Source organism: Haloferula sp. BvORR071, from assembly GCF_000739615.1.
Classification (GTDB): domain Bacteria; phylum Verrucomicrobiota; class Verrucomicrobiia; order Verrucomicrobiales; family Akkermansiaceae; genus Haloferula.
The window spans coordinates 25429-38511 of sequence record NZ_BATP01000005.1 but is presented as its reverse complement, the minus strand read 5'-3'; the positions used below and the strand labels follow the sequence as shown (position 1 = coordinate 38511).

The 13083-nt window shown below is 63.0% G+C and carries 10 protein-coding genes; 5 read left to right on the top strand and 5 right to left on the bottom strand.

Annotated elements, in window-relative coordinates; genetic code table 11:
* Positions 1-143: 143 nt before the first annotated feature.
* The 3 genes from BV071_RS04170 to BV071_RS04160 form a co-directional block, all read right to left on the bottom strand.
* Positions 144-2534: a hypothetical protein gene (locus BV071_RS04170; protein ID WP_035602645.1), complete on the bottom strand. Its 2391-nt coding sequence runs from the start codon at positions 2532-2534 to the stop codon at positions 144-146.
* Between the two features lie 124 nt (positions 2535-2658).
* Positions 2659-3843 carry a substrate-binding domain-containing protein gene (locus BV071_RS04165; protein ID WP_081885778.1) on the bottom strand — a complete coding sequence of 395 codons (1185 nt, stop codon included), beginning with the start codon at positions 3841-3843 and terminating at the stop codon, positions 2659-2661.
* A 92-nt stretch (positions 3844-3935) separates the two neighbouring features.
* Positions 3936-4880: a glycerophosphodiester phosphodiesterase family protein gene (locus tag BV071_RS04160; protein ID WP_052572873.1), complete on the bottom strand. Its 945-nt coding sequence runs from the start codon at positions 4878-4880 to the stop codon at positions 3936-3938.
* A 132-nt stretch (positions 4881-5012) separates the two neighbouring features.
* Here BV071_RS04160 and BV071_RS04155 point away from each other — a divergent pair, with 132 nt between their 5' ends.
* Positions 5013-6497 carry an extracellular solute-binding protein gene (locus BV071_RS04155; protein ID WP_052572872.1) on the top strand — a complete coding sequence of 495 codons (1485 nt, stop codon included), beginning with the start codon at positions 5013-5015 and terminating at the stop codon, positions 6495-6497.
* 4 nt (positions 6498-6501) lie between these two features.
* Here BV071_RS04155 and BV071_RS04150 read toward each other — a convergent pair whose 3' ends face one another.
* Both BV071_RS04150 and msrA read right to left on the bottom strand, forming a co-directional pair.
* Positions 6502-7119, bottom strand: a complete 618-nt coding sequence (locus tag BV071_RS04150; RefSeq protein WP_035602641.1) for a hypothetical protein — start codon at positions 7117-7119, stop codon at positions 6502-6504.
* Between the two features lie 106 nt (positions 7120-7225).
* Positions 7226-7756, bottom strand: coding sequence for a peptide-methionine (S)-S-oxide reductase MsrA (gene msrA, locus BV071_RS04145; RefSeq protein ID WP_343123398.1), 531 nt, complete (start codon positions 7754-7756; stop codon positions 7226-7228).
* Between the two features lie 238 nt (positions 7757-7994).
* Here msrA and BV071_RS04140 point away from each other — a divergent pair, with 238 nt between their 5' ends.
* The 4 genes from BV071_RS04140 (at position 7995) to eno (ending at position 12995) form a co-directional block, all read left to right on the top strand.
* The gene (locus tag BV071_RS04140; protein ID WP_035602637.1) at positions 7995-8525 is read left to right on the top strand and encodes a sigma-70 family RNA polymerase sigma factor; all 531 of its coding nucleotides are present in this window, start codon (positions 7995-7997) and stop codon (positions 8523-8525) included.
* A complete protein-coding gene (locus tag BV071_RS04135; protein ID WP_035602634.1) occupies positions 8512-9621 on the top strand; it encodes a PDZ domain-containing protein in 1110 nt (369 codons plus the stop codon). Before BV071_RS04140 ends, BV071_RS04135 begins: the two co-directional genes overlap by 14 nt.
* 57 nt (positions 9622-9678) lie before the next feature.
* A complete protein-coding gene (locus BV071_RS32475; protein ID WP_052572871.1) occupies positions 9679-11514 on the top strand; it encodes a GreA/GreB family elongation factor in 1836 nt (611 codons plus the stop codon).
* Positions 11515-11699: 185 nt separating this feature from the next.
* A complete protein-coding gene (gene eno, locus BV071_RS04125) occupies positions 11700-12995 on the top strand; it encodes a phosphopyruvate hydratase (protein ID WP_035602630.1) in 1296 nt (431 codons plus the stop codon).
* Positions 12996-13083 lie beyond the last annotated feature (88 nt).

Here is a 13083-nt window from a genome sequence, read left to right as displayed (position 1 = left end):
TTATGCCAATGACGAGCCTTTGATGATCTTCTCCCGAGCTTGATCGATTGTGCCGATGTCCTGTCGGTTCGGAGCTGTGCGGATCTTGACCCGGAGCCCTGCCGGGCTCCGGGTCAAGTCCCGCTAGGATTCGCTCGCTGACCTTATTTAACGAGTGAGACCGTATTTGCAGGAGATAGGTCCACGGAGAGACGCAGGAAGATCCGCTGCGGAGTGCCACCGGTGAAGCTGGCCGCGGAATCCACCGTCTCGATTCCGCTTTCCGAGACTCCTGCCACGGTTTCCGTGATGGTGACGTTGAGAGCTCCCTCCGATTCCCCGGACTCATGCCAAGTCGTCAGATCCGTGGACCACAGTACCCGCTTCACCACATCGCTGGCGCGGGGATCGCGCTGGAAGCGCAGCGTCGTGTTCTGCCCCGGTGCGAGCTGGACGAAGGTCCGGCTGAGGGGATCGCTCGGCAAGCTTCCGGAGAAGTATTCGAGGATGTTCGGGCTGAAGTCATGATCAGCATCATCCTCAGCGCCGCCTGTGTTTCCGGGCAGGTAGGTGGCCATCCAACCTTGGAAAGGGCGATCGTTCACCGTTCCCGCCGGGGATGCCGTCAGGGGCAGCAGCCACTGCGTCGTATTCTGCAGATCCACGCCGAGGCTTTCGTTGCCCTCGTAGATTGAGTCGCTCGCGATCGGCAGCCCGAACTGGACCGAGGATTGGCCGCTGGCGAAGGAGGCTGAGGTCGGAAACGCTGCGGTGAAATCTGCCGCAGAGGCCGTGCCGGAGAATTGCAGCGGGACTTCCAAGGCTCCATCCGGTGCACCGGAGCGGAAGACATTGAACACCAGCTGCTGGTTCGGGCCATACTCCCCGGCGCCAGCCGGTGAATCGACGTAGAGGAAGGGCCGCGCGGGATCGAGCGCATGGAAGGCCGCTTCCCGGGCCACCGGGTCCGATCCTTCCACCCATGCCGCGCGGGCGTTGGTCCAAGTATTGCCCGGGTTGCCGACCGCATCGAGTCGCAGGTAGATCTGCTCGCCCAGCCCGGTGAAGCCGCTGGAGAAGGTGGTCACGATGTTTGGAGCCGAGTAGTCGAGCGTGCCGTTGGTCCCGTCCCAGACCCAGCCGCGCAGGGTTCCGGTCTTGTCCGCGTGCATTTCGATCTCGCCGATCAGGGTGCAGCGGATCCCGGGCTGGATCCCGATCTCGGGGCTGCCCGGAGCGCGTGCCGTGGCACTCGCACCACCCTTGTTGTCGAGATAGTCGAAGATCGCCGCGCCCGCCGAGGCATTGTTCCGGCCGATATCGACGCCACCATTGACCGAGTTGTCCTGCGGCACCCCGCGGATGCCGAGTGTCAGATAGCCAGCGGAGTAAGTCGCCTCGCCGTAGAAGAACAGGCTGCCCGCCGCGCCTTCCGTAAAGGGATTCGGGATCGGCAGGTAGTTGCCGGTGCTGAGCGGTCCGCTCACGGCGATCATGCAGCCCGGAGCAGGCAGATCCTGGATATACAGGTCGGCGGTGGCACCGGCGATGGAGTAGTTGTTAGACTCAAGGATCTTGAAGCGGACGAAGCGGTCCAACTGCGGGTCTGAATTCGGGATGATGTGCAGCGGTACATCCACTGAGCTCACCCCGGCGGGGAAGTTCACCACATAGTCGGGTCCCACGTAGTTCGGCAGCGCATCGAAATCGGCGGACTCAGCCGCCGTGCCTTGCAGCGTGAAGTTCACGGCCAGCGCCGGAGTGACATTGCCGGTGCGGCTGAAGCGGACCGAGAGATTCTGGTCGGCTCCGCTCTCCGCGCCCACGGTGTCCAGCGGCTTGACCGAGACATTCACCAGAGTGTTCGCATCGATCATCGTGAGCGAGTCCATCGCGAGCCAGCCCCATGAGCCATGTGCTGCGTCGATCAGGTCCAGCGTGTAGAGGGTGCCCGGAGGATCACTGGCCACCGCAGCCGATAGCGCGGCTGCGTTCCATGTGACCGTTTCCCAGGCATTGCCTTGCGCGGTCGAAGTCCGGCGGCCCCACTTGAGGTAGGCATCGTCCGTCACCCGGTGCAGGGCCACGCCCACCCACGCGACATTGTTCACGTTGTTCACCGAAACTGCCGGCAGACTTGAGAAACTGGCCGGACCCGTCGTTGAGCCCATCCCGGCGAGCAGCTTGAAGCTGATCTCGGTGGGGGCGAGGGTCCCGAGATCCGCGGCGGGATTCGTGCCGTTGAGCGTGAAGGTGGGCGAGCGCAGCACCGCGGTATTGTGAGCACCGTCGCGGGAGTCGATGTTGTCCGCGGAAGTCACCACCAGACCGCCGATGTTACCGTTGGGATCGCCCCAAGTGATGCGGTTGCCGAAATTACTACTGGTGGCGTAGAAGCGGCGGTCGAGGCTGTTGCCGCCGGGGATCGTGACTTGGGTCCACTGCGCCAAGTCTCCCGGAGAGAAGGCGTAGACGATTTGGCCGGCGGCTAGCGCCGTGGGGGAGGCGAGGAATTGGAGTCCGCCGAGCACGGCGATCGCGGGTAGGGCTTTCATGGTTTCTTGGGGAAGCGGACCGGCAGTGCGGAAGCTCGCCGGTGGCCTGCGCACGCTAGCCCTTGCCCATCTCCCGAGAATGGCGGCACTGGCCGCGGAATCATGCAATCGCGGACACCCCGCGCTATTCCGCCGCGGCCCGGCGCCGGGCGGCCTCCCGCCTCTGGTCGGTTGGACTCACCCCGTAGCGCTTGCGGAAGGCTCTGAAGAAGGTGGTGTAGTCGAGGAATCCCGCATGCTCCGCGACCCGCTCCACAGGCTCGTCCGTCACCAGAAGCCGTTGCATAGCCGTCTCCAGTCGCCGCTCTCGAAGTAGCTCCACCAGCGAGGGCCGACCGCTCTCTTGAAGGTAGCGGCGCAGCGTGCGGGCAGACACATGGCAGAGGCTCGCGGCCACCTCCGGATTGAAATGCGGATCGGCATGCCGCTCTTCTAGCAGGCGGAAGAGGCGGCGCAGTGCCGGGGGCTCTGGCCCGCTCGCGGTGCTGGAGCGCTCGGAGATTCCTTGTGGCGGAATCCGGAGAGCTTCCTCCGGGGCCGCTTTCCCAGCCATCAGGACGGTCAAGAGAGCCGCCGCTTGGTAACCCACTCCTGCGAAGTCGATGCGCACCGAGGACAGGGTAACGCTGTCATTCTCTACGTGGAAGTCATCGTCTCCCGCGCCCAGCACCGCCAGATCGCCGGGCACTTGCAGATCGCTGTCCCGGCAGCACGTGATCAGGAGTGTCGCGCAGGCATCGTCGCAGCAAAAGACCGCGGGCCGGGTCTCGTCCGACTTGCTGACCCACGCCTGCAAGCCCGGGCAGCGCGGCGGATCGCTGAACTCCATTTCCAGCAATTTCACCGTGGACCCCGCCTTCTCCAGTTCGCTCCGGAAGCCTTCCAGTCGGTCGATCGAGAATCCCTTGTCGGGCAGATGGGTGCAGTAGCCGAATTTCAGGAAACCCTTTGCCATCAAGTGGCGCGCCGCCTCCCGTCCGACTTCGATGTCATCGACCAGCACCTCGGGGATACCCACGCAGCCGGGAACCCGGTGCATATTCACCGCGACCAGTCCCGGCCGTCCCTTCACCCATTCGAATTGCCCGGCTTCCTCGAAGAAACCGAGCAGCGCATCCGGCTGCGATTCCATCGCCTCGTGCCAATCCAGATGGGTGTAGTTCGTCTTGCGGATCAGCGTCCAGGCTGGCGCGTGCTCGCGGATGAAGCGCTCCACCCCACGGCGCATCCCCAGCCGCGGATAGGTCCTGCGTCCCAGCGCGAGAGCCACGGCAGGAGCAGACGAGGGGGCGGGGGAATGGGCAGCCATGCCGATAGGGTCAGGGTCGTAGGACCCGTTTCCAGCCTAACGTCCCTAGATGTCCGCGCAAGTTTGCAGATCCCGCGAATCCAACGATTCCGTCACCCTTGCTGGCCCTGCTTGCCCAAGCGCTGGAGATAAGCCGCCAGCTCCGCCGGATAGTCCGTCTGGATGATTTTGGCACCCTTGCCGATGATCCAGCCCCAGGCCAAGTCCGGATTCCCGCGGATCGCCATGGCGTCATGGTGCCCGCCGTTGAGGTGTGGCCACAGCGAGTTCACCCAAATCCGGCAGCCATATTGCCGGGCCTTGGCCAGGACCTCGGGACCGAGCATGGGCGTCGAGGCCTTGGAAAAAATCAGCTCCACCGCTGGAGGTCGCAGGGTCTCCATGACGGACAGCACCATCTTGTCTGTAGTGTCCGTGAATACCGGCATGTAGTGGATGATCTCGGGGCGGGAACTGAGTGCCTCCTTCACGGCACTCGCGGGGGCGGAGCCCTTGAAGAGCGCATGGTCTAGTGTGTCAGTGTCTTGGAGCACCCGGATGGCTTCGCCCAGTACCGCAGGATTCGTAAAATCCAGCTTGTCCAGATTGACCATTACCTCGCCTTTAGCCCGCAGCATCACCTCGGCAAAGGTGGGAACCCGCAGGCTGGTGGCTACGCCATCGGCGTCACGCAGGTGTAGGGCCCGGATCTCGGTCAAGCTGAGGGATGCCACCGCTCCGCGACCGGTGGTGGTGCGGGTTACCGTCTTGTCATGCATCAGTACCAGATGCCCGTCCCGGGTAGGTCGCACATCGATCTCCAGAATCTCCGCCCCTCCTGCGATCGATCGCTCGATCGCGGGCATCGAGTTTTCCGGCAGGATCTCCCCGCGTTCCGACAGATAGCCGCCGCGGTGGGCCACCACCAGCACGTGAGGATCATTCGCATCGTGAAATCTCCCGAGGATCCGCGCGATGCCCTGGTCAGCGGAAATAGCGCCCGGGGCCGTGGACCCGAAGGTGAGGGCCACGGTCGAGCTGTCGCCTCCCGGATTCATTCCAAGAATACTCTGTAGGACGGGCGAATTTCTCCATGGCGAGACCGGCCACACTTGTTGGCGTTTTTGTCACTGCGAAGTTCTTCCGCGGCAGTGGATGCGGAGCCGTTGAAAGTTTCCTGCTCTCGTGGCATGTCCCTCGGCATGCGCCGCCTCGCCTTCATCCTCCTGCTGCTGGTGGCGGTGGTTACCGGACCCATCCTCTTGCAGCGCAAGAGTAGCGGGGCAGGGGCGGGGAATAGCGATGACCGCCTGGTGGTCATCACTCCCCACACGAATACCATCCGTGCGGAGTTCGGCGCAGCCTTCGCGCGGCATTGGAAGAAGCAGACCGGTCGCACCCTCTACATCGATTGGCGGACTCCCGGCGGGGCGGCGGATATCCGCAAGGTGCTTGATAGCGCCTACGCCGCTTCCGCAGCCCTCGGCAAGCAAGAGGCCGGAATCGACGTCCTTTTTGGAGGCGGAACTCCGGAGTTTCTTCTCCAGTCCTCGCGCGAGCGGCTGGAAGTCCTGGATGTCTTTGCGTCAAACCCCTCGTGGTTCCGGGAAGAAGTAATCCCGAAGACATTCACCGGGGAACGATACTACGATGAAGGCCGTACTTGGGTCGGGGTTTGCCTGTTCCAGCTCGGGATTTGTTACAATCCCGGTGTGCTGGAAGGGCTGGGAGTTCAGCCGCCGGAGCGCTGGGAAGATCTCGCGAATCCCGCCTATGCAGGCCAAGTTGCCTTCGCCGATCCCACCAAGAGCGGATCCGTGGCTCGGGTACTGGAGATGATCATCCAGGAGCAGATGCAGCGTGTGCTCCGCGAACGGGGCGACAACCCCGTTGCCCGCGAGGAAGGTTGGCAGCGCAGCCTCAAGCTGCTCCAGAAGCTCGCGGCGAATACCCGCTACTTCACGGACTCCGCCAACCGGGTGCCCTACGATGTTGCCCAAGGGGATGCGGCTGCGGGAGTCTGCATCGATTACTATGGCCGCTCATTCGAGGAAAAGCTGCGTAGTTCCCGGACCGGTCCTCGCTTCCGTTGGGTCGCCCCGAAGGGTGGTGGTTCTGTCAGCGTGGATCCCGTTGCGGTGCTCAAGGGCGCGCCGCATGCGGATATCGCCCAGGAGTTCGTCCGCTTCTGCCTTTCCGATGAAGGGCAGCTGCTCTGGAACCTCCGGCCCGGCGAACCCGGCGGCCCGCAGCACGTCGCCCTCCGCCGCCTGCCGGTGAGACGGGATCTCTATACCCCGGAGAATCTCCAGCGCTTCTCCGATCACGATGCCATGCCCTTTGAGGGAGCTGCGGACTTCGTCTATCGGGAGGAGCTGACCCGCGGGGCCCTGCCTGCCATTACCGCCACCTTCCGCGCCATGTGCATGGACCCCCACGAGGAACTCAGGGCCGCGTGGCTCGCCATGAACCGCGGCGGCGGAGGTGACGCAGATCGCGCCGCGCTCGTGGCCTTTTCCGATGTCTCATCGCTAAGCTACGAGCACCTCATGAACGAGATCGTACCGCTCTTCACGAAGAAGGACACCGTGGCGGCGGGCCGGGAGATGACCCGGCTTTCGGAGATCTTCCGCGCGAACTATCAGCGGGCCTCGAATCTCGCGGAGCAGCCTTGATGCCTCACAAATTCGCGATGTCCCGGATCACATGCTGCGACCAGGTCTCCAAGTGGGGCAGCAGTGGTCCCTGAAGTTCGGCGAGCTCGATGAACTCCAGGTTCGCCAAGGCATCCTCGCGCGCGCTGATGCGGGTGTTCTCCACGTCGATCACATGGACGATCCCGAGATGCACCCGACCCACCTCGTTGCTGTCGTCGTTCAAGAGAGCGGCGATCCGATTGGTGTGGGCGGTATCGAAAATCAATTCTTCATCCAGCTCGCGCTCGACCGCGGCTTGGTAGGCATCCGGACCGGTCCGGCCGTTGCCAGTGTCCACCGGGTTGATGTGACCGCCCACGCCCACCGAGCGCTGCGCGTGCAGACGGTCTTCGCCGCCGGACTTGCCGCGGGTGTAGGTCAGGATCGAGGTCCCGCAACGGATCAAGCAGTAGGGAATGAGTTGCTTGTGGGTCGGGTCCGCCTCGGCCGTCGCGCGGTCCATGAAGAAGTGGTTTTCCGGGTCCAGCAGCTTCGCCATGGCCTCCTCCACGCCGTGGGTGCGGATCCCCTGGAAGGAGCCGATCACCTCGAAAAGGGGGCGGGGGACGACTAGGACTTGCTCACCGGCGTACTTGGACATGCACGAAAGGTGAAATCGCAGCCGCGAAAGCTCAAATATCAAATGAGACAGGCGGCTCGAATCGAGCCGCCTGCTTGGAAATCCGGGAGCGCCAGAGCTGGCAAGCTCAGTGATCCAGCTTTAGCTTCTTGAGCTTCGGCTCGATCACCATCCGGCAGTAGCCGTTCTTGTTCTTGTTCAGGAAGTAGAAGTCCTGGTGGTAGTTCTCTGCCGGGTAAAAAGTCCCAGCCTTCACGATCTCGGTTACGATCGGCTTTTCGAAGTGCTCTTGGGCCGCTTTTTTGGAGGCTTCGGCGAGAGTCTTCTGGGCGTCGGTGTGGTAGAAAATTGCGGAGCGGTACTGGGTGCCCTCGTCGGCACCCTGCTTGTTCAGGCTAGTCGGGTCGTGCAGTTCCCAGAACCAGCCGAGAACCTTCTCGCCAGTGACCTTCTTGGGGTCGAAGACCACCTGTACCACCTCGGCATGGCCGGTCGAGCCCCCACAGACCTGCTCGTAGGTGGGATTTGCGGTGGTGCCGCCCATGTAGCCGGATGTCGCGGAATAGACGCCGTCGAGCTGCTTGAAGGCGGCCTCCACGCACCAGAAACAGCCGGCGCCGAGGGTGATGGTCTCGGCTCCTTCGGGGACTTTAGGCATCGGGGCAGGCTTCTTGGCGTCTTCAGACATGGTTTTCTCGGGTTCGCAGGACGCGATGGTGGGGAGCAAGAATAACAGGGCGAGCAGGTTACGGCGTTTCATGACGGTGGGAGCGGGCAGTCGCGAGGCGTATTCCCCCGGTGCCGGTAGAGGATAGATGGGATCGGCCCGGCGTAAAGGGGCGGGTGATTGAAGATTTTGGAGACAAACGAGCGCCGGGAAGGCATTTTCTCACCGGATGAAGGTCTGTAACTCCGCGGCATGGAAAGCTTGGTTGGCCGAGTTCGGTCCCCGGCTTCTCCTGTTTGCTCGCGGCTGGGCCCCAAGTCGGGAAGATGCCGAGGACTTGGTCCAAGAGGCGGTCCTGCGGCTCTGGAACTACCAGCAGGACAAGGGCGGGGGAGTCCCCGACCTGCCGCTGGCCTTCTCCACCATCCGTTTCTGCGGCCTGAACCACCACCGGTCGGAAAGCCGCCGCCGCAAGCGGGAGGAATCCATCATCTACCTGAATGACTTCACCGACGTCTGGCTGGACCCGGCGGTGGAGGACGACGAGGACGCCGTGCGCCTGCGCGATGCCGTCCAGAAACTCAGCCCGAAGCTCCGCGAAGTGGTCACCATGAAGATCTGGGGTGGTCTCACGTTCGCACAGATTTCCGAAGCCCTCGCCATCTCCCAGAACACTGCCGCGTCGCGCTACCGCTACGCGCTCGAACAACTGGCGCAAGACATGCGCCGATTGAAGGAAGAACGACATGGAATCGCCTGAGGATATCGAAAAGGCCCTCGCCGCTCTAGTCCCCTCCGCTATCAGCGAGAAGGGCCAGCGCTCGCTGGACGACCTGATCGACAACCTGGCCGCGGGAAATGCCCCGCTGCTGGAAATGGAAATGCCCGCAAGCCGCCGCCTCCCTTGGGGCTGGATCGGTGGGCTGGGGGTGGGTGCCGCTGCCGTGCTGGCTATGGCCTTCCAGATTCCGTCGGGGCCGCAACCGGGCGAAAGAGGTCCGGTGTTGGGCCCGCTGGCGGTTTCTCCGAATCCGATCGCCCCGATGGAGGAGCCGGGTGTGCTTTCCTTGGCGAGCACCTTCGTCAATCAGGCCCGGGTGCGGGATCTCAAAACCGATTACGAAGTGGTCGTCACCTGCCGTGGCGAAGGGCATGATACCCCGGAAGAAGAGGCCAAGCTGCCTGTAGTCGCCAGCTCCGGTCCGGATACCAAGGGGCTCGGCCTCGCGATGGGGGATCTGAATGAGGCGGTCCGCGCCCAAGTCCCGGAGCTGCCGCGTGGATTCGGCTTCCTGGTGACCTCGGTCGAGGCGGAAGGGCCCTACGGCAAGGCGGGCGTGAAGCCCAATGACATCCTTTGGAAGATCGGCGACCAGTGGCTCGCCAACAAGGCCCAGTTCCTGACTCTCCTTCAGCTCCACCAAGAGGGGGAGGAGGTGAAACTCGGCATTTACCGTTCGGGCAAGGCCCTCGACGTGCCGGTAGTGGCGGGAGCCTTCCCCGACGAATTGCGCGCCTACACCCTCGCCTTGGGTTCTGCCCGCTCGAAGGACGGGGAACTGGATATGCCGATGAAGGTGATCCGTAAGGATCACGCGGAGATCGAAAGGCCCGATGGCAAGGCGATCCTCTGGCAGGCCGGCGGCGTCTCGGAAGTAAGGATCGTCTCGGACTCCGGATCCCTGATTTACGAAGGCTTGGTCCGCGACGAAAGGGGAGGCTTCTTGGTTCCCGACGTCTGGCAGGCCCGTGTTGAGGCTCTGGAACGCGGTCTGACTCATGTGGTAAGGGAGAATAACTCCCGCTTGCCACGCCCGCGGTCGCTGCCAGTTCGCCAAGACATTGGCGACAAGTGAGGAAATGGTCGGGAAGGGCCTTGCGTTTTTCGGCCCCGCTTCTCATTTTTCCCCGGCATGCATCCTGATTTGGCGAAACTGCTCGACGCCGGAAGAATCAATCAAGCCGTCGCGGGGCGTCTCGACCAACTCGCCCCCGGAAAATTCTGTCTGCACAAGGCATGGGGGGCGGGTAAGATCGTGGAGTGGGATCTACCCGGCAAGAAGGTCACCATCGACTTCGAACAAAGCAGCGGCCAGGTGATGGACCTGCAGTTCGCGATCCAGCGAACCGAACCTCTCGATGCCGGTGACTTCCGCGCCAAGAAGGTCGAACAACTCGAAGAACTGCGGGCCCTGGCGAAGTCCGACTCGGTCGGTCTGGTGATCCACCTGCTGGAGAGCCACGGCGGCACCATGTCGGTGGACGCGCTGGAGCGCGAATTGACTGGAGCCGTGGTGCCCGCGAATGATTTCCGCAAGTGGTGGGACGCGGCCAAGCGCGCGCTGCGTGACAGCAAGCGCGTGATCGTGCCGACCCGCCGCACTGAGCCGCTGTCCTTGCGCGCCGGTGACCTGAGTCCGGCCGATGCGCTGGTCGGGGACTTCGAACAAGCCCGTGACCTGAAGACGATGTCGAAGGCGCTGGAGGCGATCACGGTTGATCTAGCTCTCTTCAAACAGAATCCGCAGGCCCTTCAGCGCTTGCTTTCGGGGATCAATGATTCTGCCGCCAAGAGTGTGCGGATCGCGCTTGGGCCAGCCTTGGAGCTACTTTCCGCCCGCGACGAGCTGATCAAGGCCTTCAAGGATATCGAGCTGCCGCCCGAATCGCTGCGGCTGTCGGATCTGTTGGCTTCGGAGGAAAATCGCCTGTCGGATGCCCTGACCGCGCTTTCTGCCGGCCGCCAGCGGGCCATCTACGAGCAATTTCCCACCGCCTTCGGCGACCGCTGGGTGGACGTTCTTACGCACATCTTCGACAAGGTGGGCTCCCGCGGGGTCGCGGAGATCGCCAAGTTGCTGGACGAAAAGGGCAAGGTCGAGAGGCTCGAGGCCCATCTCGTGTCCGCGCTGGCCCGCCGTTCGCTCGGCACCGACGCGCTGATCTGGGTCTGCCGCGAGCGCAATGGCGCAGCTGCCAATGTCTTCAGTGGCGAAGTGGGTGCCTGCACCCTGAATCTGCTGGAAACCGACCATCTCAGCGACGGTCCGCGCAAGACGACCCGCCTGCAGACCCTGCTTTCGGAAGACAAGAATCTGCTAGGCGACATCGTCTCCCATATGGACGTCAACGAGGCGCGCAACTTCGGCCGCCGCCTGATGGAGTGCCCGGTCTTCAGCGATCTCGACCGCAAGTCTTTGCTCGCCCGGGTGATCAAGGCGCGCCCGGAAACCGGCGAGCTGGTCGCCGGTCACGGTGCCAAGAAGGAGCAGGAACTGCTCGTCTCATGGCCCAGCCTTGAGAGGAAGAAGGCCGAGTTGGACGACATCATTCGGGTCCGTATCCCTCAGAATACGAAGGATATCCAAATTGCCAAGGAGTATGGCGATCTGCGCGAGAACTTTGAGTATAAGTCGGCGAAGGATCAGCAGAAGTATCTCAACAACCGCAAGTCCGAGCTTCAACGGGACATCTCCCGCGCTCGTGGCTCTGATTTCAAGGGCGCCGATACTTCCGCGGTGAACGTCGGCACCATCGTCGCGCTGGTCACCGAAGAGGGCAAGAAAGCCACCTACACCGTGCTGGGTGCCTGGGACTCCGATCCGGAGAAGGCCGAGCTTTCCTACCTCTCCGAACTCGGTGCCGCGCTGCTCCACAAGAAGCAGGGCGACAGCGTCCAGGTCCGCGACCCGGCGACCGAGGTCATGCACAGCTACACGGTGCAATCGATTGTGGCGGTGAATCCCTGAGATCTCCCGCGGGGATACGCCCCTTCCAAACTCCGGATTCCGAGGAATTGCCGCGGAAATCCGGAGTCTGGAGTCATCATGTCGATTTTGGCATTTGAAACTTCGGGTTGGCCTTTCAATCTTCCGGCCCGCCGCCGCGGCACCCGCCGAACCCGTTACTTAGAATCTGGAACTTTTCTCCCTATATGGACTACACTACCATCGTTGAAATCCGCGGCCGCGAGGTCATCGACTCCCGCGGTAATCCCACCGTCGAAGTCGACGTTCACCTTGAAGGCGGTGCCGTCGGCCGCGCCGCGGTCCCCAGCGGTGCTTCCACCGGCGAGCACGAAGCCTGCGAACTCCGCGACGGCGACAAGGGCCGCTACCTCGGCAAGGGCGTGCTTACCGCCGTCGACAACGTGAACAGCAAGCTGGCCCCCGCGCTCTGCGGCCTGAAGGCCACCGAGCAAGCCGCGATCGACGCCGCGATGATCGCCATCGACGGCACCAAGAACAAGTCGTCGATCGGTGCCAACGCGATCCTTGCCGTCTCGATGGCTGCCGCCAAGGCCGCCGCAATCCAGCTCGACATCCCGCTCTACAAGTACCTCGGCGGCCCGAACGCGAAGGTCCTGCCGGTGCCGATGATGAACATCATCAACGGTGGTGCCCACTCGGACGCCCCGATCGACTTCCAGGAATTCATGATCATGCCGATCGGCGCGCCGACCTTCCGCGAAGGCCTGCGCTATGGCGCGGAGATCTTCCACTCGCTGAAGAAGGTGCTACACGACCGTGGCCTTTCCACCGCCGTGGGTGACGAAGGCGGCTTCGCCCCGAACCTCGCCTCTGCGGATGACGCGCTCGCCGTGATCGCCCAAGCGGTCGAGAAGGCTGGCTACAAGCTCGGCGAGGACATCGCCATCGCGCTTGACGTCGCCGCATCCGAATTCTGGGATGCCAAGCAGAACGCCTACGTCTTCAAAAAGTCCGACAAGTCGGTGAAGAGCGCCGAGGAAATCGTCGCCTACTACGCCGGCCTGCAAGCCAAGTACCCGATCATCTCGATCGAAGACGGTTGTGCGGAGAACGACTGGGCCGGCTGGAAGATCCTGACCGACAAGCTCGGTGCCAAGACCCAGCTCGTCGGCGACGACCTCTTCGTCACCAACGTCGAGTTCCTCTGGAAGGGTATCACCACCCAGACCGCCAACTCGATCCTCGTGAAGGTGAACCAGATCGGTTCGCTGACCGAGACCTTCGACGCCGTGGAAATGGCCAAGGAGAACGGCTACACCGCCGTGCTCTCGCACCGCTCCGGTGAAACCGAAGACAACACCATCGCCGACATCGCGGTGGCCACCAACTGCGGCCAGATCAAGACCGGCTCCATGAGCCGCTCGGACAGAATCGCGAAATACAACCAGCTCCTCCGCATCGAGGAAGAGCTGGGCGACGACGCCGTCTACGGTGTCGGTAAGATGAAGGTGCTGCGCTAATCGCGCGGTTCTAACATCGCCTGCTTTCAAGAAGCCTCCCGGGTGACCGGGAGGCTTTTTGTATGGAAGAAACCCGTATCAGAATCCG

Coding starts and splice junctions, on each gene's coding strand:
- BV071_RS04160 (WP_052572873.1), bottom strand. CDS start 4,880: ATGAATCCGGGAGGCGACAGCTCGACCGTGGCCCTCACCTTCGGGTCC.
- eno (WP_035602630.1), top strand. CDS start 11,700: ATGGACTACACTACCATCGTTGAAATCCGCGGCCGCGAGGTCATCGAC.
- BV071_RS04150 (WP_035602641.1), bottom strand. CDS start 7,119: ATGTCCAAGTACGCCGGTGAGCAAGTCCTAGTCGTCCCCCGCCCCCTT.
- msrA (WP_343123398.1), bottom strand. CDS start 7,756: ATGCCTAAAGTCCCCGAAGGAGCCGAGACCATCACCCTCGGCGCCGGC.
- BV071_RS32475 (WP_052572871.1), top strand. CDS start 9,679: ATGCATCCTGATTTGGCGAAACTGCTCGACGCCGGAAGAATCAATCAA.
- BV071_RS04140 (WP_035602637.1), top strand. CDS start 7,995: ATGAAGGTCTGTAACTCCGCGGCATGGAAAGCTTGGTTGGCCGAGTTC.
- BV071_RS04170 (WP_035602645.1), bottom strand. CDS start 2,534: ATGAAAGCCCTACCCGCGATCGCCGTGCTCGGCGGACTCCAATTCCTC.
- BV071_RS04155 (WP_052572872.1), top strand. CDS start 5,013: ATGTCCCTCGGCATGCGCCGCCTCGCCTTCATCCTCCTGCTGCTGGTG.
- BV071_RS04165 (WP_081885778.1), bottom strand. CDS start 3,843: ATGGCTGCCCATTCCCCCGCCCCCTCGTCTGCTCCTGCCGTGGCTCTC.
- BV071_RS04135 (WP_035602634.1), top strand. CDS start 8,512: ATGGAATCGCCTGAGGATATCGAAAAGGCCCTCGCCGCTCTAGTCCCC.